General features: G+C 55.8%; 18 protein-coding genes. 9 read left to right on the plus strand and 9 right to left on the minus strand.

From position 1 onward, the window contains the following. Positions 1 to 122 precede the first annotated feature (122 nt). The 5 genes from CRD13_RS05900 to CRD13_RS05920 all read right to left on the minus strand — a co-directional run bounded on the left by CRD13_RS05900 (position 123) and on the right by CRD13_RS05920 (position 5553). Positions 123 to 1334, minus strand: a complete 1212-nt coding sequence (locus CRD13_RS05900) for a hypothetical protein (RefSeq protein ID WP_187401409.1) — start codon at positions 1332 to 1334, stop codon at positions 123 to 125. A gap of 10 nt (positions 1335 to 1344) precedes the next feature. Then, positions 1345 to 3267 (minus strand): glycosyltransferase, encoded by a 1923-nt coding sequence (locus CRD13_RS05905; protein ID WP_016421829.1) that lies wholly within the window; start codon positions 3265 to 3267, stop codon positions 1345 to 1347. Between the two features lie 18 nt (positions 3268 to 3285). Beyond that, on the minus strand, positions 3286 to 3819 hold the full coding sequence (locus CRD13_RS05910) for a GtrA family protein (protein WP_053087276.1): 534 nt from the start codon (positions 3817 to 3819) through the stop codon (positions 3286 to 3288). 78 nt (positions 3820 to 3897) lie between these two features. Further along, on the minus strand, positions 3898 to 4881 hold the full coding sequence (locus CRD13_RS05915) for a hypothetical protein (protein ID WP_187401410.1): 984 nt from the start codon (positions 4879 to 4881) through the stop codon (positions 3898 to 3900). Positions 4882 to 4932: 51 nt separating this feature from the next. Beyond that, positions 4933 to 5553, minus strand: a complete 621-nt coding sequence (locus CRD13_RS05920; RefSeq protein WP_070566525.1) for a hypothetical protein — start codon at positions 5551 to 5553, stop codon at positions 4933 to 4935. Positions 5554 to 5605: 52 nt separating this feature from the next. Between CRD13_RS05920 and CRD13_RS05925 the strand changes: the two genes are divergently transcribed. The 3 genes from CRD13_RS05925 (at position 5606) to CRD13_RS05935 (ending at position 8203) form a co-directional block, all read left to right on the plus strand. Next, positions 5606 to 5833 (plus strand): hypothetical protein, encoded by a 228-nt coding sequence (locus CRD13_RS05925; protein ID WP_070607249.1) that lies wholly within the window; start codon positions 5606 to 5608, stop codon positions 5831 to 5833. A 113-nt stretch (positions 5834 to 5946) separates the two neighbouring features. Continuing rightward, complete coding sequence (locus tag CRD13_RS05930) at positions 5947 to 7416, plus strand: FAD-binding oxidoreductase (protein ID WP_005510894.1); 1470 nt, start codon at positions 5947 to 5949, stop codon at positions 7414 to 7416. A 25-nt stretch (positions 7417 to 7441) separates the two neighbouring features. Next, the gene (locus tag CRD13_RS05935) at positions 7442 to 8203 is read left to right on the plus strand and encodes a decaprenylphospho-beta-D-erythro-pentofuranosid-2-ulose 2-reductase (RefSeq protein ID WP_069359684.1); all 762 of its coding nucleotides are present in this window, start codon (positions 7442 to 7444) and stop codon (positions 8201 to 8203) included. A gap of 200 nt (positions 8204 to 8403) precedes the next feature. On the opposite strand, the gene CRD13_RS05940 is transcribed toward CRD13_RS05935, so the two are convergent. From CRD13_RS05940 to CRD13_RS05955, 4 genes are read right to left on the minus strand one after another with little or no spacing between them, the layout of a single operon-like run. Continuing rightward, complete coding sequence (locus CRD13_RS05940; RefSeq protein ID WP_367158288.1) at positions 8404 to 9870, minus strand: ABC transporter ATP-binding protein; 1467 nt, start codon at positions 9868 to 9870, stop codon at positions 8404 to 8406. Further along, positions 9867 to 10658, minus strand: a complete 792-nt coding sequence (locus tag CRD13_RS05945; RefSeq protein ID WP_070429118.1) for an ABC transporter permease subunit — start codon at positions 10656 to 10658, stop codon at positions 9867 to 9869. The genes CRD13_RS05940 and CRD13_RS05945 overlap by 4 nt, the downstream gene beginning before the upstream one ends. Continuing rightward, complete coding sequence (locus tag CRD13_RS05950; RefSeq protein WP_069359686.1) at positions 10655 to 11602, minus strand: ABC transporter permease; 948 nt, start codon at positions 11600 to 11602, stop codon at positions 10655 to 10657. The genes CRD13_RS05945 and CRD13_RS05950 overlap by 4 nt, the downstream gene beginning before the upstream one ends. Before the next feature lies 1 nt (position 11603). After that, positions 11604 to 13136: an ABC transporter substrate-binding protein gene (locus CRD13_RS05955; protein ID WP_187401411.1), complete on the minus strand. Its 1533-nt coding sequence runs from the start codon at positions 13134 to 13136 to the stop codon at positions 11604 to 11606. Between the two features lie 164 nt (positions 13137 to 13300). Between CRD13_RS05955 and CRD13_RS05960 the strand changes: the two genes are divergently transcribed. The 6 genes from CRD13_RS05960 (at position 13301) to CRD13_RS05985 (ending at position 21264) form a co-directional block, all read left to right on the plus strand. After that, positions 13301 to 14269 (plus strand): TauD/TfdA family dioxygenase, encoded by a 969-nt coding sequence (locus CRD13_RS05960; protein WP_070851609.1) that lies wholly within the window; start codon positions 13301 to 13303, stop codon positions 14267 to 14269. Next, positions 14266 to 15258 (plus strand): ornithine cyclodeaminase, encoded by a 993-nt coding sequence (locus CRD13_RS05965; protein ID WP_070429116.1) that lies wholly within the window; start codon positions 14266 to 14268, stop codon positions 15256 to 15258. The genes CRD13_RS05960 and CRD13_RS05965 overlap by 4 nt, the downstream gene beginning before the upstream one ends. Beyond that, positions 15252 to 16640: an alanine racemase gene (locus CRD13_RS05970; protein WP_076772194.1), complete on the plus strand. Its 1389-nt coding sequence runs from the start codon at positions 15252 to 15254 to the stop codon at positions 16638 to 16640. Before CRD13_RS05965 ends, CRD13_RS05970 begins: the two co-directional genes overlap by 7 nt. An 18-nt stretch (positions 16641 to 16658) precedes the next feature. Next, positions 16659 to 17720, plus strand: coding sequence for a PLP-dependent cysteine synthase family protein (locus CRD13_RS05975; protein WP_076772192.1), 1062 nt, complete (start codon positions 16659 to 16661; stop codon positions 17718 to 17720). Next, positions 17702 to 19156 (plus strand): MATE family efflux transporter, encoded by a 1455-nt coding sequence (locus tag CRD13_RS05980; RefSeq protein ID WP_187401412.1) that lies wholly within the window; start codon positions 17702 to 17704, stop codon positions 19154 to 19156. Before CRD13_RS05975 ends, CRD13_RS05980 begins: the two co-directional genes overlap by 19 nt. A 74-nt stretch (positions 19157 to 19230) precedes the next feature. Further along, positions 19231 to 21264, plus strand: coding sequence for a galactan 5-O-arabinofuranosyltransferase (locus CRD13_RS05985; protein WP_187401413.1), 2034 nt, complete (start codon positions 19231 to 19233; stop codon positions 21262 to 21264). The last annotated feature ends 98 nt before the right edge of the window (positions 21265 to 21362 follow it).

Here is a 21362-nt window from a genome sequence, read left to right on the forward strand (position 1 = left end):
TTGGAATTAGTGCCTTTAGTTATGGTCGACCCCGCGGAAATTGGCAGCAGAAAAGCCGCCGAATTGCCCGTTTCTGTGGACAATTTGGCGGCTGTGGATAACTGCGTAGAGACTAGTTCAGGCTAATTCCGCGGCGCATTCTCGAGAACGATTCCAGAAGGAACTCCCGGGTCAGATGGCCAGTAGTATTCGTCGTCGGCGAAGGTAATTGTTGTGTGCTCACCATCGTTGTGCAGAGCGGGATTGACTACGGCTTTTTCAATCACACGCGCATCCGGCCCGCCTTGCCCAGATAGCTTCGCCGTTACCTCGGTCGGCTGATCCAACACCAAGATGGCATAGGGACCTTTATCCTGCGCACCAGGATTTGGATCCTGTCGCTGCTCATAGGCAAGAACCTCCGCTCTGGTCTGGAACACTTTCACGGTTCCCGTGAGCGAATTGGCTCCAGACGTTGTCGCCGAAGAATCCGAGTCCGAAGGCCCAGACTGCGAACCCGAAGCCCCGGACTGCGAACCCGAACCAGACCCCGACCCCGAAGCCGACCGCCCCGCCGTCGGATTCGGGCCACCGTTGCCACCGTTGCCACCGTTACCACCATCAGCGCCAGCACCATTCGAGCCCGAGCCCGAGCCCGGCGCGCAGTCATTACCAGCAGCAATGGCCTCGACGACATCCAGGTTGTCAGCCGGAATCCAGTTAAACTGCTCGAACTCCCCGGCACCCGGATTCGCAGGCGTTTCCACCAGCTCATTGCCCTGGCGCGTCACCAGCAAATCTTCCTGATTACGTCCGCCTCTCTCTGCAGAAAACGAGAACATACCCGGCTGCCCAGTTGCTCGCTGAAGAGCGCGACGTACACCGCCCACAGAAGTCACGCCGTCATGGTAGGAATTCTGAAACTGAATTTCCTGACCATTTTCGTCAACGCCGTAGACACCAATCGCATCAATTTCGGCGCTCATCGCACTTGTGCCATAGTTCAGCACCAGCTCGGGCACGCACCCATCATCAAGATGCACGAGCGCATATTTCATCGCCCCACCAGGACTAACTTCACCGACAAAAGTCTGCAGTGGCGCCGGGTTCGCCAGCACCTGCTTGTACACAACGACGGCCTTCTCCGCCTGCGCCTGCGCATCGCCATTTTCGCTTGACGACGACGCACTGCCCTCGGCAGCCGCCGAATCGCCACCTCGATCCCCGGAAATCTTGGTTATTAGGAACACGACCATCGCAAGGATAATCAACACCAGCAGCACCAAGATGGTGATGAGCTGTTTGCGGGTTTTGTCACCTGAGCTAGTCGAAGGCGTGGGTGTGTGCGTGGTCATGATTGAAGAACTACTCGCCTTGGAAGAACTTTTCCCAGTTGTCTTCGCTGGTCAAAGATGGCACGGCGGCACGCCACTGCTTCGCAAGGTCGTCCCACTTGGAGGACAGTTCGCGCATGAGGCTGATGGTCTCGGCGCGCATGGACTTTTCCTTATCCAGGTCGCGGACCAGGTGACGCACTCCATTCTGGGAAGCATCGGTAACCCAGACATCGTCGAAGGTGGAAATGTGCCACCAGAAGGAGTCCTCGAAGGCCACAGCCACCGGTCCCGGGCGCTTCTTACCCATCTGCGTATAAGCCAAACGCTTTGCCATCGTCTTATTTTCGCTGGAGATCTCGTGTGACGGCGGGCGAACTGGGGTCAGACCACCCGGCATCTCGTGCATCGGCAGCAGCTCGGTCTCCGGGAAGTTCTTTCGACCAGCGGAAATGCGAGCGAAGTCGCCCTGCGATGCGTTCTTCAGCACCTCCGGGCCACGCAGCAGGTCACGAACAGCTTCCATCTGCGTCCAGGCCAGGCCGTAGCGCATGGAGACCAGGTTCGAGAGGATTCGTCGTGAAGCGACGTTGACCATGTCCTTTGCGGTGACATCGCCGTGCATGGTGGCGGCGATGAGGGAGTTGCGCAGGCCGAAGTACTGGGCGGCGTTTTCGATGTCCTTCCAGTAGAAATCGGCGTGCCAGACGGCGGCGCCCGGAATGGTGTCAGTCGGGTAACCGGCCTTGGCGGCGCGGAATCCGTAGTCGATGTCGTCGTACTGGAAGAACAGCGGCAGCGCCAGGCCAATCTTCTTAATGACCTCGGACGGCACCAGGCAGGTCCACCAGGCGTTGTAGTCAACGCCCAGGCGACGCAGCTGGTGGTACTTGCGCACGTCCACGTCGGCGTAACCGAACTTGGGGTCGTTCTCCTCGACCGTCAGCGCCTTCCAGTTGTACGTCTCGCCGGTGCGGAAGAGGCTGGTCGGGTTGAACAGGAAGAGCATCTGCGCGCCGAGCAGCATCGGCTTTTCCGCGCATACGGCCAGGGCGGATAGGCGCAGGGTGGTTTCGGGCTCGGGGCGGATGTCGTCGTCGGTAAGCAGCACCATGCAGTCGCCCGCAGCGGTGGCATCGCGCATGCCGCGGGAGAAACCGCCGGCGCCGCCGAGGTTCGGCTGGTGGACAACGTTCAGGCGCTCGCCGAGGATCTCCTTGGCCTGAATGAAGTCAGCTTCGTCGGCCGGGTGCTGTTCGCCCTGGTCAACGACGCGGATGGTGCGAACGCGCTCAAGGGCTGGCAGGTCCTCAGCCAGCGTGGCGACGGTTCGAGCACAGTCAACCGGTCGGTTGTAAGAACAAATGACCAGGTCAGTCGGAATATCGCGCTTGATAGCCGACTTGGGCACAACATAGCGGACATCGGAAATCTTTGCGCCTGCGTCCTCGGTGTCGAAGCGCAGGTGAATGGCACCGCCATCGGCGAAGCGGTCCAGCGGGACGGTCAGGCGAACCTCTTCATTGGCAGAACCCGACATCGGCGAGTGCTCACCGGTCCAGTTGCCGTCGGCATCCGAGCCACCCGCTGCCCAGGAGTCCTCCAATCGGAGGTGGCCCCCAATATCCTCGGTGTAGGCCAGCACACGCGCGGAACCGACCACGCGCGCACGGATTTCGACCTGCTTAATTGAGGTCCAGCGCTGCCAGTAAGAAGCTCGGAAGCGCCCGAAGTAGGTGTCAGTGCGCACTACGGTGTGGCGACCGAGCGTGATCGAGTTACGGGTGGCCTGCACCGAGCTGTCGTAGGCGCCAACGCCTTCGACTCGGTAGTACAAATCCGGCTCCACCCAGTCTGCGGGCGGAGCAAACAGCACGCGCTGAATAGTCAGCATGTCAACATCGGTTTCGGCGGTCAGCTGAGTGGATTCCTTATTAGAAGCAGTCGAAGTCACGTCCCCCAGCGTATCGCGCTATTTCACACGGAAGATGAATACACGCTGAATGATGAAGTTAATTACCGTCGCAACGCCCTGTGCGACGACGAATGCGCCGAACTGTGCCCACTGCGCGTTCCAGTCCCAGGATTCGACGAGCCAGGGCTGCAACACGTTGAAGATGCCGACCTGGGTGGCGTAGGTAATCAGGTACAGCACCGCAACTGCCAGCACCTTCTTCGCCGAGGACTTCGACTTGAAGGTCCAGCGGCTGTTAATGATGTACGCCGTAATCGTGCCGAAAACCCAGCCGACCGTCTTGCCCCAGAAGTTGGTCGCCCCGAAGGCGTTGAGCATGATGAACGTCAGGCCGAAGTCCACCACCGCCGCGATGACGCCGGAGATGATAAAGCGCATCATCTGCACTTTCAGTCCGTGCTCGTCCTTGGTCTCCGTCGCCATTGGCACTGCGGCCGAGTCCTCTACGACAAAACCGTTTTCGTGGGAGCCGTTTCCGAGCTTGCCGTTGTCGCGGTTCGGGTTTTCATTTGCTGTTTCATTCGCTGACACGCCTAGGAATTCTAGGCCACCGGCCAGCTAACAAACAGCCAGCGCGAACATAAACAGGCAATAAAGAGGAGAAAAGAACTAACGCCGCAGCGCCTCACGCAGCAGATCCAGCCGCTCCACCGGCGAGAGCGCAGCCTCCCCAGCTAGCCCCAACGCGCTCATCTCCGCCCAGCTAGCCGCCGCCAATTCCTCAACGTCCTCGCCGGATAGCGGGATGCCCTCGTCGCTCTCCCAGCCGAGGCGCTCCATGACATGCGCCGCCACATCATGCCGTAGCTCATCCGAGGTCAGCGCCGCCAAGCACAGCAGCTCCACCAATGCCGCATCGTGCCCGGCTGGGTCTTTCTCGGCGTCCTCTATAGGCAATGCGCGCAATCGCTTAACGACGCTCTCCCCCGCCTCCCCGGTCAATTCCAGCGCGGTTGCTTCCGACCTCTGCAGGTCCAGAGCCTGTAACAGGGGCACGAATTCAAACACCCCCGACCTCTCGATGATGTCCACGATATCGGCACGAGCGGTGGCCAGCGTATTTTGAATAGAGTCCCGTCCGGTCAATTCCCTATTGATTGCGGCAATATCTACCGGCTCCTCCGCGTCCACATCCCCCAGTGCGCGGATTGAACCCGAGCCACCGATGCACAGGGCATCCGGGGTGGCCTCATCGCGGGCAAAAGCTTCTCTGACCTGCAAGGTATGTTCCCACAGGCCCCACTGCCAGATAAGGGTATCGCCGGGACTTTGCAGCACCTCGGCAACTGTGGTGGACAGGGGAACATCGACGACTCCGACCGCTGCGGGTCTGCCGCCAGTCACCAGCTGCGCCGCAGACTCCACCGCAGAGCCGGGCAAATGGAACTTCGTCGGCACGCTTTCCTCGCCCCACCCAAAGATGACCGCTAACACGCGGGACAGGCTTCGCAAATCCATCTGGTCATTGACCCCGAAGACGCGGTGGGCACTGCACGGTTCTTCCTCTAAAGAGGCACCGATAATGAGCGTGGCCGGTTCCGTGGCCACGCGAACGCCTGGGAAGGCGACTACGTTATCGGTCTGTGCTGCCATACCTCACAGCGTACGCAGGAAAAACAATGTGGCCTGGATAGCAAAAACTCGCTACAATGCGCGCGTTTTTACCAGCGGAATCTGGCGCGGCTCCGCACCCCATGGCTCTACCAAGTACTTGCGACGCAGGCGCTGCGACTCCACCGCGGTCCACTGCGCCACCAGCTCTTCTACCCCGCGGGCAAGCCCCAGCACCGGCCCTGCGACCTTTTCGCCAACATGCGGAAAATCAATAACCTCCACGTCGTTGACCTTGGGAAACCGCGGCTCCGTCAGATTTCCCTTGCCGGGCTTGGCCTTCTCTTCCTTCGCGGCGGCGCGCAGCTGTCCGATGTGGTCACGAATGCCGGCCACGGATGCCGGCAGGTCAATCACCGTGGCCCCCGCCTGCTCAATCGCTTGCGATAGCAAGTCCGCACCCTCAGCACCCTCAGCGCTCTCTGCCGCAGCGTCACCGTCACCATCGCCCGCGGTCACAGTTGCAACAAAGCAACCGGTGAGCAGATTAGTGGCGGTCTCCAGGGCTCCGTCGTCAAGCGGATCCACCAGCCATGCACCCGACAACCTCTCCCCTGCAAAGGACGGCGAGAGCTCCACATGCCAAATGACAACGGGCGATGTGGAACTACATACGGCAAGGGTCTGCGGAGTAGCAGCAGGCGTGGACATCATGAGGTTGATGGTATCGCGAGTGACGGATTCGAAGCGGGGTAGCCTTTATCGCATGTTCGACTTTTTTAAGAAGAAGCCGCGCGAAACCATCAACATGGCCGCCGAGTACACCAATACCCCGCTGTCGAACCAGATGGTCATGCTGTTCGCCGAGGAACTGCCCATCCTCGACAGCACAGAGCGCGCACAGGTCTACCGCGTACTCGAGGCCTACGACGGCCCGCAGATCACCTCGCAGGAGATGCTGCCGGAAGAGATCCGAAAAATTATGGATCTATAGCCTCTCCGTACATTTCGTTCGCTTTCCGACGGCCCGTGCGCGGCCTCAAGCGTGACCAACACCTCGGAGCGTCACGGGCGACGGAGCCGGTGCAAGGGGGTAGCCTAGCCTTGATGTCCACTAACACTAACGGCAAGTCCAGCACCGATGCTTCGAACGGTGCCTACGGAGCCGTACACACAGAAGCCAGGACCCTGACCGGTTGGGGTCGTACTGCCCCCGCTAAGTCCCAGGTGCTGTCGACGCCGGACTTGGATGAAATTGTTAACGCCGTCAAGGCTGTCGCAGACCAGAACTCCGACAAGCCTGCCCACCTGCGCCGCGGTGTGATTGCCCGCGGTATGGGCCGCTCTTACGGCGACCCCGCCCAGAATTCGGGCGGTCTGGTCATCGACATGCAGAAGCTCAACAAGATCCACTCCATTGATCAGGAGTCGGCGATTGTTGATGTCGACGGCGGTGTCACACTGGATCAGCTGATGAAGGCCGCGCTGCCCTACGGCCTGTGGGTGCCGGTACTGCCGGGTACTCGCCAGGTCACCATCGGTGGTGCCATTGGTCCGGATATTCACGGTAAGAACCACCACTCCGCAGGTTCTTTCGGCAACCATGTGCTGTCGATGGAGCTGCTGGTCGCTGATGGCCGTATTCTGCACCTCGAGCCGGAGGGCTCCGCGGATGACCCGGACGGCAAGCTGTTCTGGGCAACTGTCGGTGGCATGGGCCTGACCGGCATTATTGTCCGCGCTCGGATCAAGATGACCAAGACCGAGACGGCCTACTTCATCGCCGATGGCGACATGACCCACACTCTGGACGAAACCATCGAGTTCCACTCCGATGGCTCCGAGGAGAACTTCACTTACTCCTCCGCGTGGTTCGATGCCATCTCGCCGGAGCCGAAGCTGGGACGCGCCGCAATCTCCCGCGGTTCGCTGGCAACCCTGGCTCAGCTGGAGGAATACGCCCCGAAGCTGGCCAAGGACCCGCTGAAGTTCAACGCTCCGCAGCTGGTGACCGTGCCGGATATCTTCCCGTCCTTCACCATGAACAAGCTGACCATGATCAGCATTGGTGAGCTGTGGTGGCTGAAGTCCGGTACCTACCGGAACCAGGTGCAGAACCTCACGCAGTTCTACCAGCCGCTGGATCTCATCGGTGAGTGGAACCGTGGCTATGGCTCCAAGGGCTTCCTGCAGTACCAGTTCGTTGTTCCGCGCGAGGCCGTCGAGCCGTTCAAGGAGATTGTCCGCGATATCCAGCGCTCCGGCCACTACTCGGCGCTGAATGTGTTCAAGCTGTTCGGCGAGGGTAATCGCGCTCCGCTGTCTTACCCGATGCCGGGTTGGAACGTCTGCGTGGACTTCCCGATTAAGCCGGGTCTCGGCCAGTTCCTGGACGACCTCGACCGTCGCGTCATGGAGTTCGGCGGCCGCCTCTACCTGGCCAAGGAGTCGCGCACTTCCGCCGCTAACTTCCACCAGATGTACCCCGAGATGCAGAGCTGGCTGGACACCCGCAACGAGATCGACCCGCACGGTGTCTTCGCCTCTGACATGTCGCGTCGACTGGAACTGCACTAAAAGAACCGAGAGGATTTAAGCCCCAATGATTAATGCTGTAGGCGCTGCCCAGTCCATCCTGCTGCTCGGCGGCACCAGTGAAATCGGCCTGGCTATTACCGCCGAGTTCCTGAAGAAGGGCCCGGCCAAGGTCATCCTGGCTTCCCTGCCGAACGATCCGCTGCGCGAGGCCTCCGCTGAGAAGATGAAGGCCGCCGGTGCTTCCGAGGTGGTCACCCTCGACTTCGACGCAACGGACTTCGACTCCCACCCGGAGGTCGTCGAGAAGGCATTTGCCGACGGCGACGTGGATATCTGCATCGTCGCGTTCGGCATGCTTGGCGACGCCGAGGAGCTCTGGCAGAACCAGCGCAAGGCCGTCCTGGCTGCGAACATCAACTACACCGGTGCGATGTCGATGGGTGTTCTGGTTGGTCAGAAGTTCAAGGCGCAGGGCCATGGTCAGTTCATTGCCATGTCCTCCGTTGCTGGTGAGCGCGTGCGTCGCTCCAACTTTGTCTACGGTTCCACCAAGGCCGGCCTGGATGGTTTCTACCTGAACCTGGGTGAGGCCCTGGAGGAGTACGGCGTCAAGACCCTGGTTATCCGCCCGGGTCAGGTCCGTACCCGTATGTCCGCTGACGTGGACGAGGCTCCGTTGACCGTGAACAAGGAAGATGTCGCCAAGCTCGCAGTGAAATCCGTCGAGGCCGGTAAGACCCTGGTCTGGGCTCCGCCGGCATTCCAGCTAGTGATGATGGTGCTGAAGCACATCCCGCGCCCGATCTTCAAGAAGCTGCCGATTTAAGACTCGAACAGCAGAGCTTTTACAGGGTATTTCCGCGCTGACTCTCAAGTTTCTTGCATCCGTTTCGATAAAACCCCAGGGCTGTTTTCTGAGGAGGGCGAGAAGTGCAAGAAACTTGAGAGTTTCTTGCACTTAGGCCCCTTTTCATCCTTGACCCCACTTTTAGCGCCTGGGCTCAGACAACCAAGCGTGTATTGGTCTCAACCCACAGCTGCAGTTCCAATTGGGATAACCGTGGAGCAATACGATTGCAGCAGCTCATCATCGTGACTGACTAGAACTATGCCCATTCCCTCGCTGTTGAGTTCTTGCAGAACGCTCATCACTTTGGTCGCTGCTTGATAATCAAGCGCAGAGGTAATTTCATCGCAGAGCAGGAGCTTTGGGCGCACGGCTAGAGCACGTGCGATTGCAACACGCTGCCTCTGCCCTCCAGAGAGTCCACTTGGCTTACGCTGTGCGAGCTGCTTATCGATACCGACTTTATCGAGCAAATCTATTGCCGCTCGGCGTGCGTCACGGCGTCCCCTTACCGACACCCGGGCTGCACGCGCTACGGCATCGAGCGCGGTCATTTTCGGGTTCAACGTAGAGGCAGGATCCTGCGGAACTATCTGCATCATCAAACGATTCTTCCGTGGCCATGTACGCTTAGCTTCACGAGTTACACCAGCACATTCAATCTCACCCGACTCTGCGTGGTTTAGCCCGATTAGGCACCGAAGTAGTGTCGACTTTCCGCTTCCCGACGGTCCCTTGACCCCAACCATAGTGCCACGCTGTACAGCGAAAGAGAGGCCCTGAAAAAGAGTCACGCGTTCATTATTCACGCAGCTCAAGTTGGAAACTCTTAAGACTGGAGACGCGCCCGCCCCTGCCCCCGCCCCCGGCATAGATTCACCGATCGAGGCTTTGGATAGTTCTGTGACCTGGGTATCTTTCGTTACCAAATGCAGGATTTGATCAGTCTTCGTCCCTGCACTCTGGCGTTCCGCAATCTGGCATTTCGAACCGTTTTCTTCGATTCCATTCCCGACAACCGCGACTTTGTCAATGCCAATCGCGAGCTTAGGAACCTGGTGAGCGGTGAAGATGACCGTAACACCGCTATCCGCAATGTCCCTGAGCAGATGAGCGATAACCGTCGATGTACCGGAATCGAGGCCAGCGAACGGCTCATCGAGAACAATTGCTTTAGACGAACGTGATAGCGCCCGAGCTAATGCCACCCGCCGCTGTTGCCCACCGGACAGCTGGTGAATCCGCCGGGAAGCAATGCTGGCTGGAAGATCTACACGCTGCAGCAACGCTGCAACGTCGGCCGCTGGAGCTAGCTCCCGGAGCATCCGGGCTACTGACATCAATGGTGGCAACTCGGCGCCCGGATCCTGTCCTACGAAAGCAATGTGCTCACGGCGAAAATGAGCTAATTCACATGATGGAAGCTCCAGCGGGTTTACATCTCGCCACTCACTGGACTCGACAGAAACCCCACCAATTACTTCCGATCTCTCCGGTACCGCACCAATCAATGCCTTTAAAAGTGAGGTCTTCCCGGAGCCGCTCACCCCAGTTAAAACCGTAATCTCACCCGCTCGGGCAGTGAGCACTGTGCGGGGTAGGATAACGTGCCCGCTTTGCATCACGGAAATATCTACATCAATCACGAGCTCGGCACATCCTTCGGTTCCTTCTGCCTCCCATTAATCAGGGCCACTACAGCAATCGATGTCGCTGCCAACGCGGCGGCTGGTGCAAGTACTGACCAGGGGTTCAGTGATATTCCACTCGCGTTATCCCGCACCATCGCTGACCATGCAAACTCACCGAGGCTTCTCCCGACCCCAAGGAAGCTCGCCGTAGCCAGCACATACAGCGCTTCGATAATGCGAAGACTCCATACCGAACGAAGTACTGCGGAAATATTGGGAATGATGTCCCGCAAGATTATCGAGACGGTCGATACGCCACTGCCCAGCGCAGCCTGAACATAACCAGCGTTAGCAACGGGATAGGTGGCGGCGGCGACCACACGGGCAGCATAAGGCGTACCCACCACAACCGAAACACCAATAAGCGCTGGTAGCCCACCATTGGGATACAAGACTGCAGTTAAAAGCAAAAGAATTACTGCGGGCACCAAGATGGTGACATCCGCCACTGCTTCAATAAAGAAGCCCAGTTTTGGCTTTAGCGACCCCAAGATACCGAATAGAGCGCCAAATGCCGTGGTCAAAGAACCGACGATAATTGCAGTTACGACCAAGGACCGGCCACCGACAAGCACTGCAGCGCCCACGCTTCTCCCCAGGTGTTCTGTTCCTAGGAAACCCTCCTCGTTACCGTTAGCGAAGGGCACGCCATGCGCCGACAGTTCAATGCCAAACAAACCAGCAGCGACCGGTCCGCCTAACACTAGGGCGATAAAGGCCCCCGCTAAAAACCTTCGAATCATAGTTGCACCTTCGGGGTGAATGCGACTTTTATTGCATCTGCCACAGTCAGCAACACCAATATGATCGCCCCTGTTACAGCAAGTACGGCAAGAATCACCGAGATATCCCGTTGCGCGACTGCATTAGACACCAAAAGCCCCACTCCAGGATGGTTAAATAACGCTTCGACTGTGACTGTCCCTGCTATCAAAACACCTGCTGTTGTAGCCATTGAAGTAGCAAATGTCGGTGCGGATAGCGGCAGGATATGTCGAAGTGCCAGCTGATTTCCCACGATTCCGTTTAGCTCAGCATTGCGGACCGCAGTGTTGTGAGAAGCATCCTCGAACGCTGCGAAAAGCATTCTCGAATTCCAGGCCGCCTGAGGAATTACCAGCGCCATAACCGGTAATGCGTACATACTTATCTGGGTTGGCAAGCCTTCCGCGGTAATAGTGACCGCGGGAAACCAACCAAGCCAGAGAGAGAATACCGCTACCAGAAACACACCAACGACAAACTCTGGTAGCGCAATTAATGCCACTGTCGATCGGTCAATAATGTGCGAAATCCAGGGTCTTTCAGCACGTGAAGCCCAAAAAATGGCGATTGCTACCGAAAGAACAGCAGTGACTAAAAATGCCATACCAGTTGTTGCCAGCGTCACAGGCAGCGCTGAACTCAGCAGATTAATAATCGGTACTCCGTTTACGGAAGTACCAAAGTCGCCCGCAAACGCACTTCCCAGCCAGCTCAGGAAGCGGGCCATAAGCGGCTTATCAAGATTCAGGTTTCTTTCTAGCGCTGCCAGAGCTTCCGGGGTCCGGTTTGCGCCCAAGATTGCGGAGGCAGCATTACCGGGCAGCCAATCAATCGCTACAAAAACAAGTCCGAGAACTGCGAAAAGTAAGCCTCCACGAATTATCAGCCGAGGAATAAGCCAACGCGCGATTTCCGCTGGCACACTAAGCCTTCTGGACGGTTTCAAGAAGGACACGACCATAGCCTGGAGCCTTAGGCAGACCACTCAAATTAGCTCTCGCAATATCGACTCCGTCAGATGCACCCCAGACCAGATACCCGGATCGCTCGAACTCAATCTTCTGCAGCTGGCGGCTTAGCTGGTTAATTCTCTCAGTATCGGTGCTTTCCAGTACCTGATCATAGATCTCGTTGAATTCAGCATCATCAAATGCGGTCTCATTAGAGGCCGCGTCACCGTCGAGAACCTTCCCAGCGAAGAAGAGCACAGAATCATTAGTTCCCCAATAGCCACAATATAGGTCTGCCTTGGTCCATGTCTCGTCGTAGAAAGTACCCGAATCCTGCTCCACTACATTGAGAGTCATGCCGATTTCTTTCACCTGATCAGCGATAACCTTCATCGCCTCTACTTGACCCGGAGCCTCAGGGGTAACGTACAAATCATACGTTTTCTCAAGGTCAAAATCTGCCTCTTGGAGGAGATTCTTCGCTTTCACAACGTCACGCTTACGCACTAACGAAGAATCCAGGTTCGAATCTGCCGTTCCAAGAATGTCGTTTGCAGGGGTTCCATAACCGGAGAGAGCTCGTTGGATGATTTGCTCCCGATCAACTGCAAGGCGCAGCGCCTGACGAACTTTCACATCTGAGAAAGGCCCATCTGAGGTACGCATGATTAGTGGAATAACCGAGTCATTCATCCGGCGCACAATCTTTATATCTTCATTTCCTTCGACGGATCGGGCCGCAATAGGACCCGCAGCTTGAGCTAAGTCAATTTGCCCGGACAACAGCGCATTAGTCATTGCGGTGGAGTCTTCAAATGGAATGACATGGACCTCAGCAACTCCTGCTACTGTTCCGTGATAGTTATCGAAACGCTTGAGCTTAGCAGAACCATTTTCCCAACTGACCAGCTGGAACGGCCCCGATCCAATGGGCTTTTCAGCAGAAGAACCCTTCTTCATCACGAAGGTCATCAATCGCGCAAGCATCGGAAGCTGTGAATTCGGTTCCGCAGTTTCCATCACAACGACGTTGGCTCCAGCAGCACGAATGCTATCAGGCATCACTGGAAGCCGGAATGAGTTTTCCTCATCCGAAAGCATCTTCTTCAACGACCACACGACATCTTCAGATGTGACCGAGGAACCATCATGGAAGGTAGCACCGTCGGCAATCATAAATTCCCACTCAGTCGGATTATTCTGTTTCCATTCCTGCATCAGGCGTGGCACTACAGTTTCTTTCTCGCCCGGCACCGTCAGAGCCTCCCAGATCAGGGAGCTAATAAGCATATCTGAATCATTAGGCAAAAGCTGGTAAGGGTCTCGTTGAGCGCTTGCCGCTTTCCCGAGAGCCCCAACACGCAGCACATTAACGTTTTCGACTTCATCCCCACTGGCAGCCCCATCCCCTGCCGTCGACTCTCGTGACGTACACGCCGTCAGAAAAGTGCCTGTCCCAATAACTGCCATTGCAGCGAGGAATTGGCGTCGAGAAAAACTGGTCATGATGGTTCCTTAATCTCTAAGAAAGACTGCCCACAGGAAAAAAGACATTGCTAACAACTACAGCAGCAGTAAAGCTTAGGCAAGCCTACTAACGAAATTCTTTTAAGAATAATTATCTAGGCCACCCTTTACAGCATAGGTTACCCTCACCTAATCTCTTTGTCATGCAGAATTTGCACCTGAGCCAAGAACTCTCACACAGGATCGTTAAAGCTGCCGACGAACTTGCTGCGACACAGAAGATTAGCTCTCCCGACTCGTACAATGCCATCAATCATCTTTTGACTGATGAGCTGGAGGAACTGAAAGAACTAATTCTGCTCTCCCCTACTGCCCATGCCACTTCCATCCATGGACTTCCCTTCCCTGCAGTTCACGGACCTACCCCAGCCACGTGGCAGGAATGCGTTGGCAAGGTCCGAACCTGGAGATTCGTTCTTGCGATTATCGCTAGCGCTGTCGGTCGCCCATTCGGATGGTTCGGACAGCAGAAAGGCCGTATCACCACAGACTTGGTGCCGACCCGCGGCCAGGAGAACCAGCAAGTTGGCGCCAGCAGCAACACCACATTGACTCTGCACACGGAAGATGCTTTTCATCCGCGGCGCGCGACGCACTTCGCTTTATTTGGTCTTCGTAACCCCAAAAATGTCGGCACTACGCTGGCCCCCATCGATGAAGCATGGCATCTACTCGATGTAGATTCGAAAAAAATTCTAACCGGGGACGGAGCCATCATTATTCCAGATGCATCTTACGGTGATTACGAATATGCAGCTCCTACTGCCATGACATCAATCTGGAAAACTGATGGCAATTTAGGCATGAGGTTTGACCCCGCCTACACAGACAAAAATTCTGGAACCTTACAGTGGTGGGAGGCATTTGAGAAGCTTCAACAGGCTCTTCACACTGTCACCTATACGGTGCCTATAAAGCCAGGTCAGATGGTCATCATCAACAATGACCGATGCGCCCACGGACGAGTACCTTTCGTAGCCAACTACGACGGGACCGACCGCTGGATGCTACGCATCAACATTATGGGAACCAAAAACACACGCCCCATCAATGAAATCAACGAACCCGGCTACGGCCAACACATCCGATTTATGGATGGTGAAATCCTATGAAACAGCGAACTAACCTGACCGTCCTCAGCAGATCAGAATTAGCTCAAATAAAAATTTCACCCGAGTCCGTACTCGAGTCGGTGAAATCCGCTCTCATCGAGCTCGACCAGCCAGGAACTCTGTGCCCAGGGAAAATCAAAGTTGAAGTACCTGAAAGCGTGAGTTACTCGATGGTCGGCAGAAGTCGTTCTTCAAATTCCGTCGGATTCAAGACTTCCTATACCCATTGGAGCAAAACTCACCAACAAAGCGCCAGGGATAGAAGCTATTACACGACCCTCACACTGTACGACGATTCCAGCGGATATCCTATTGCACTTCTCGACGGCGCTGCGGCGGGAACTCTCAGAACCCCGGCAGTCTCAGCGCTATTGGCACAGTATGCTGGTGCAATTCCTCAGAGCGCTCTCATCATCGGTTCGGGAACCCAAGGACAAAACGCAGCCCCTTTTCTCCTTGAAACCTTTGAAACATTAAACACGATTTATCTCGCCGGCAGCCACAGCGTGGGACTAGAGAAAGGCGCCAAGATTGCATCAACAGCAGCAGTGAAGCTTGGCCGAAAAATAAAAATCAAGATTGTAGACGATCCTACAACTGTGAGTTCAAACTGTGATCTCATTATCGGGGCCGCTGGACCTGAGACTCGTTGTACTGTCACAGCATCCGATATTCCCCGGCACGCAACCGTCGTTGTTGTGGGCTACGGAATCGCCCCTGATATCTGTCATCAAGCGAGCAGAGTCATCACGACGAGTATCGAACAGATGAATGTTACCGGTCGCGATTACGCTGACACCGATGGTCGGTTGCCGAATGTCCATGCCGAACTATCCGATTTGCTCCGCAAAGGGCGCAAACTTCCTCGTATTGACGAAACTACGTTTTGCTATAACAGCGGACTAGTTCTAACCGATATCGCTGTCGGCCAAATCCTCGCCAAGGAAGGTCTTAAGCAGGGATTCGGGACGGAGATATCCCTGTGGTAAGTGCCATATCATGCAAGATTGATGTTCCAAGCTGGCAAACGGCTCTGATTGGCTCAGGGAAACTTGACTTCATTGCTGAGCTTTCCGACACCCCTTTTCATGTCCTTTGCCCAAACCAATTTGCTCAAACACTTTCAGCCTGGCATACAACCGCTAAGGAAGTCGGCATTAAATTCGGTATCCGGTTTGGCAAAAAGGCAAATAAGTCCGCGCACTTCAGTCGCGAGATAGCACTGAGTGCTCTTCGTGGTTTCGACAGTGGAATCGATGTCGCCAGCGTCGAAGAGTTCCAATCATCTCTGGCCGCTGGTGTACCAGGAAATAAATTAATCATTACTGGTGCTACACCGAGTCGAGAACTTATCCATTTGGCAGTTTGCCACGATGCAACTCTAACTATTTCCAATGAAGTAGATTCAAGAATAATTTCCCAATTTGTCGACGAAATCGATACGCCTAATCAGCTCCGAGTTCTTCTCCGGATTGCGAACCAAACCCCCTCCACACGGTTTGGTATGAGCATCGATACCGCCTTGTCTCTAACCGCTCGTCTTAGCCAAGGCCGTGCCAACATCGAAATTACCGGCCTAAGTTTCCACTGCAACGGTTATGACCTCCACGAGAGGATAAACATGTCGCATCTGGCAATCGACACCCTACTCAAGGTGCGCTCCCTGTCTCCACGGGCCGACACTATTTCCATTGGAGGTGGATTTCCCACAAGCTCAGTCGAGTATGGAGTCTGGCGAAACCTGCAATCTCGACTAAAAAACGAAATGTTCATAGATTCGGATAAACCTAAAGACCAGTATCCGTTCGGATCACCTTTATCCGGACAATACTCACTACGGTTTATAGCTAATCAACATCGCCCACTGACACGTCGAGATATGGAGTCCACTCGACGCAGCTCGGACTCCATGGCTCAGCGCGCTCATCGTCACAACATAAAGATTTTGGCAGAGCCTGGACGGTCTTTATGCCAGTTCGCGGGTGCTAGTTTCTTTCCTGTTCTTTCGTGTCACGCATTGCCCAATGCTGCACGGACAGTAACTGTCGTACGTGGAACTAGTCTCAGCCTCTCAGAGCAATGGTTCAACTCGGAGTATTATCCGGACCCATACCTTGTGCGTAACGGAGTCATTATCGACTCGGGAGTAGCTACCGCAACAGCAGTTTCCGGATCAACGTGCTTAGACAGCGATTATCTCAGCAAAAGAATGATTCAACTCCCCGACAGGCCTCGACCTGGAGATTTCCTAGTCTATCCCGACACAGCCGGGTATCAAATGGACTCGAACGAGTCTGCTTTCCACGGATATCGGATTCCTCAGAAATACGCCTTTAATCCTGTCACCATGACCATCACGGAAGATCGCTAGAACAGAGGCCAAATAAAGATGCCAAAAAGAATTTATACGCAGATGTCTCAACTCATTGGCAATACTCCTCTGTTCGAGCTTGTCTGTACTCCCCAGAAAAGTCGCGTTTTGCTTAAGCTCGAGCAATTCAACCCAACTGGAAGTGCGAAAATCCGGATGGCCCAGTCGATGATTAAGGCGGCAGAGCAGGATAACCGACTTCAAGAGCATGGCACTATCGTTGAATCGACTTCCGGTAATACTGGACAGGGCTTAGCACTTCTTGCACTTGAGCGCGGATACGACTTCGTAGCAGTCGTCGATAATCATTCTTGTAAAGATAAATTGAACTCCATGCGTGCAATGAATGCACAGATGTGCTTCGTTTCCAATCAAGATGACGATTCGCTCGCCACATCGGCTAGAGAAAACCATGCTGAGGAGCTCGGCAAACAACACGGCTGGGTATTCATGAAGCAGCATGACAATGTCGCAAACTCGATGGGTTATTACCCTGCAGCTGATGAAATTTTGAATGATCTTGGGGAAAGTCCGACTCATATCATTAGTGCCGTAGGCACAGGTGGAAGCCTCTTTGGAGTTACTGAACGTCTCCATCAATTGGGACACCGTCCCACTATTATAGGCGTCGAACCGGAAGGTTCCATTGCATTCGGTGCTCCTGGACACGACTATTGGCAATCTGGAACGGGCACCCCCGAAGGTGCAGTTATCGGCACTTCAGTTCGCTATGACTTACTCGACTACGGAGCAAAGGTATCCGACAAAGCAGCTTTCGCTGCATGCCGAACAATCGGAAAGCACATGGGGCTTCTACTGGGAGGATCTGCTGGCGGAGCCGTAATAGCAGCCCTCGAGCTCCTGCCGGGCTTTCCCGCTGGCTCTACATCGTTGACCATGGTGTGCGATGGAGGGGAAAAGTATCTAGATACCGTATTCAACGATGAGTGGATGTCCGAACGTGGTTTACTCGATGTCGCCCTCGAGGACAAAATTTGGGCACAAATTACGTCATTGCGCGCTGGGAAAAGTTCAATTCCGCTAGGTTCAACACGAATTTCATGGTCGAAGGAAAAGTAGTGCCCGGTACTACCTTACAGAACTTAAATCGTCAGCTTTTGGCGATGTCTCTTCCCCTCGCCGGCACACAGCTTGCGAACATCGCAATCTCAACCACGGACACTCTCATGATGGGTCAACTTAGCCTCGAGGCTCTGGCTGGCGGAGGCTTGGCAGTGGTGTGGTTTAACCAGGTACGCACAATGGCTGTGGGCCTATTAACACCACTGGGCAATAGGATTGCGTCGGCTCATGCGCTGTACGAAAGCAAATCTCGCGAACGAGCGGACTCTGAACTATCTGTTACTACGTTGCAAGGCGAAATTCGCAATCTTTCACGCACCGGCTGGTTCCTAGCAACTGCCAGTGGCCTCGTGGGAGCACTAGTGCTAATCGGGATTGCCTACGCGCTGCCATTTTTCGGCCAGTCCGCTGAGATTAGTTCCGCAGCCACTTCCATGATGTGGTTGCTCGCGCCAGGTCTTGTTCCTTGTTTGTGGTTCCAAGTCTCCCGTCAGTTTTGTGTAGGCCTCGGCAAACCAAAATCGCTACTACACATAACCGTGGCGATGATCGTAGTGAATGCAGCGTTGAACTACGCGCTCGGTTTTGGATTCGGGCCGTTTCCTGCATTGGGTCTGCTAGGCATTGGACTGTCCACCACACTGGTTCATTTATTGTCGGCCCTAATTTATCTGCGAATCACCATCCGAGATCCCGACCTCTCAACTTTTCTTGCCCTCGATTTCTGGAGTGCCGACGGAGACACGATGCACGGAAGGCTCCGTCACCTCGTCCGCACTCAGCTTCGTCTGGGGCTTCCAGTCTCAGCAACCTACGGAGCCGAAGCGGGCATGTTTTCTGTGCTGGCGATGGTCATGGGATCCTTTGGCACAGAAGCACTCGCAGCGCACAACGTCGTCTATCAAATAACCTTTATTGTTTTCCAGATTGGTGTTGGGTTCTCCCACGGCAGCTCTATTCTTGTGAGTCGCGCTTGGGGTCTGAATGACAACTCCCTTGCACGCCAAGTCGGCATTCGAACTCAAACGATGATGGCTGCCATCGTTGCTGTTGCTTCCGTCAGCTTTCTTTGCGCTCCCCGCCTCGTACTTTCCCCATTTATAAGCAGCTCCGAGAAATCCAATGCCACCGAGACATTAAGCATCGCATTGGGGTTGTTGGCTATTGGCGCAGTGATGGAATTTGTCGATACTGCACAAAACATAGCTATCGGTCTCCTGCGCGGGATTAGCGACACCACTACTGGTTTGAAGGCATCCCTCACTGGTTATTGGATTATAGGTTTGCCAGCTGCTTTAATACTTGCTTTTCCCATCGGTCTAGGGCCTCACGGGGTGTGGTGGGGATTGGTCATCGGGCTTGCCAGTTCTTCAATAATCCTTTGGAGAGCTTTCCTTCTCGCGACGCGTAAAGACCTTACCGTGAAACTCTAAAGAACTCGTCCCTCAAAGCGATATCCACGTCGCAGGTATCCGGTCGTTCACGTTCGTGTGCAACACTTAAAAGCATGGTTGACAAGCAGGCCGACACCTCATCATGCAGCGAAGCCCAACAGGCTTCGCCAGCTTTTGACGAAACTACAGAGTTTTCCACAAACCGGCTCGCAGGCGAGTTCACCGACGAAGACCGTTACGAGATTTTCAATGATGACCAGCTCTCCCTCAAGGCTGCCTTCCTCTACCTAGTTGCTGCGCTTGTGGGCGGTTCAGTTATCGCTCTGGCGTCCTGGTTTGTGTTCCACCGCCTGTCGCTGCCGGCCTTTGGCGGCTCGCAGCTGACCAGGGCAGTCGCAACAGCGCTGATTGTCATCACGCTGACGCTCACCACCGTCCTGCTGTATTTCTTCGCCACCAAGGGCAAAGACAATCGCCCCCGGTGGCTAACGTGGTTGACATACCTGATGGCTTACATGTCACCGGCCATTCTGGTGGTCTCTGCCGTCGGCCTGCCGCTTGGCTCGACCAGACTGTGGTTAGACGGTCTGTCTGTCGACCAGGAGTTCCGCACTGAGTACCTCACCAGGATGGCCGCGGAGCCTGGCCTGCATGACATGTCGTACATCGACATCCCGTCTTTCTACCCCGCTGGTTGGTTCTTCCTGGGCGGACGCCTGGCCAATATCCTGGGCATTGCCGGCTGGGAGGTTTTCCAGCCCTGGGCGTTGATGACACTCGCCGCTGCTGGCTGTGTTTTGGTTCCGGTGTGGCAACGCCTGAGTGGCTCCCTGCCAGTAGCCACTGGCATTGCGCTGACAACCACGGCCGTCGCCCTGGCCACTGTCGCCGATGAGCCCTACGCCGCAGTCGTTGCTATGGGTCTTCCGGCGATGACCGTGATGGCCTGGCGCGGTCTCACCGGCGCTTGGTCCGCCATGTTTGGCGTACTCGTCTTCCTGGGTATTTCTGCGACTTTCTACACTCTTTACACTGCCGTAGGCGCGCTTATTGTGGTCGTGTTGGCCGTGGTCGCGTGGACGTCGTCAAGCTCTTGGATGCCTGTAGTGCGTCTGATCATTATGGGCGTGGGATCGATGCTGATTGCGGCGACGGTGTGGGGGCCGTACATGCTGGCGGTTGCGACGGGGGCACCGCGCTCGGGCGCGACAGCGACGCATTACCTGCCCCCGGAGGGCGCGCAGCTGCCTTTGCCGATGCTCGCCGCCAGCGTGATCGGTGTGCTGTGTTTCATCGGTGTCGTGCGCATGCTGGTCAGCGCCACGGAGCCGGATGCCCGCGCGCTCGGCCTGGGCACGCTGGTGCTCTATGGCTGGGTAGTGGCCTCGATGGTGGCGACGCTGCTCGGACGCACGCTGCTGGGGTTCCGCCTCACCGCACCGATTACGTTCATGCTGATCGCGGCTGGTGTGGTCGCGCTTGCCGACGCCCGTCTCAACGGCATCGAGAAGTATTGGCCGCAGGCGGCACCAGCTCACATTGCCAAGCGTGTCTCCGCGGTAATGGCGGCAGTCTTGCTGCTGGCGGGCATTGGCTACGCGCAGTCGATTCCGAATAAGTTGCATGGTGCCATCGACTTGGCGCATACCGACACCGACGGTAACGGCGAGCGCGCGGACCGCTTCCCACCGAATGCCGGGGCGTGGTACTCAGCGGTGGACCAAACGCTGAAGGAGGCCGGGCTCGATCCGGCCCAGACAGTGGTGCTGACGGATGAGAAGAATTTCCAAGCACTCTATCCCTGGTACGGATTCCAGGCACTGACCAGCCACTACGCTAACCCTCTGGGTGAGTTTGACCGCCGTAATCAGGCATTGGAGAAATGGTCGGAAATTCGCGACCCCGATGAGCTCGTGCAGGCCATGGATGCAACGCCGTGGCGCGGACCGGATGCCATTGTGCTGCGGGGCGAGGTTGAGACACCTGATGGCGAGGATGCCGCTCCACTGACGTTGGACATCGCGGATGATATCTATCCGAACAATCCGAATGTGGTCTTCCGGAGCCTGAATTTTGCCCGCTCTGCATTTGAGAAGCACTGGGAGCTAAACCAGGTCGGCCCGTTCGTAGTGGCGGTTCGCAAGTAGGTATTGGCAAGTAGGTATTGGGCGGCCATCCCCTGCTATAAACGTGATTCCTGTTACTAATGTGGAAACTGTGATGTAACTTTCGCGTTGCAAACTCA

The sequence above is a fragment of the Corynebacterium sp. LK26 genome (assembly GCF_014335085.1).
In the GTDB taxonomy this organism is placed as follows: domain Bacteria; phylum Actinomycetota; class Actinomycetes; order Mycobacteriales; family Mycobacteriaceae; genus Corynebacterium; species Corynebacterium jeikeium_D.

Coding starts and splice junctions, on each gene's coding strand:
- CRD13_RS05900 (WP_187401409.1), bottom strand. CDS start 1,334: ATGACCACGCACACACCCACGCCTTCGACTAGCTCAGGTGACAAAACC.
- CRD13_RS05915 (WP_187401410.1), bottom strand. CDS start 4,881: ATGGCAGCACAGACCGATAACGTAGTCGCCTTCCCAGGCGTTCGCGTG.
- CRD13_RS05920 (WP_070566525.1), bottom strand. CDS start 5,553: ATGATGTCCACGCCTGCTGCTACTCCGCAGACCCTTGCCGTATGTAGT.
- CRD13_RS05925 (WP_070607249.1), top strand. CDS start 5,606: ATGTTCGACTTTTTTAAGAAGAAGCCGCGCGAAACCATCAACATGGCC.
- CRD13_RS05930 (WP_005510894.1), top strand. CDS start 5,947: ATGTCCACTAACACTAACGGCAAGTCCAGCACCGATGCTTCGAACGGT.
- CRD13_RS05935 (WP_069359684.1), top strand. CDS start 7,442: ATGATTAATGCTGTAGGCGCTGCCCAGTCCATCCTGCTGCTCGGCGGC.
- CRD13_RS05945 (WP_070429118.1), bottom strand. CDS start 10,658: ATGATTCGAAGGTTTTTAGCGGGGGCCTTTATCGCCCTAGTGTTAGGC.
- CRD13_RS05955 (WP_187401411.1), bottom strand. CDS start 13,136: ATGACCAGTTTTTCTCGACGCCAATTCCTCGCTGCAATGGCAGTTATT.
- CRD13_RS05960 (WP_070851609.1), top strand. CDS start 13,301: ATGCAGAATTTGCACCTGAGCCAAGAACTCTCACACAGGATCGTTAAA.
- CRD13_RS05965 (WP_070429116.1), top strand. CDS start 14,266: ATGAAACAGCGAACTAACCTGACCGTCCTCAGCAGATCAGAATTAGCT.
- CRD13_RS05975 (WP_076772192.1), top strand. CDS start 16,659: ATGCCAAAAAGAATTTATACGCAGATGTCTCAACTCATTGGCAATACT.
- CRD13_RS05980 (WP_187401412.1), top strand. CDS start 17,702: ATGGTCGAAGGAAAAGTAGTGCCCGGTACTACCTTACAGAACTTAAAT.
- CRD13_RS05985 (WP_187401413.1), top strand. CDS start 19,231: ATGGTTGACAAGCAGGCCGACACCTCATCATGCAGCGAAGCCCAACAG.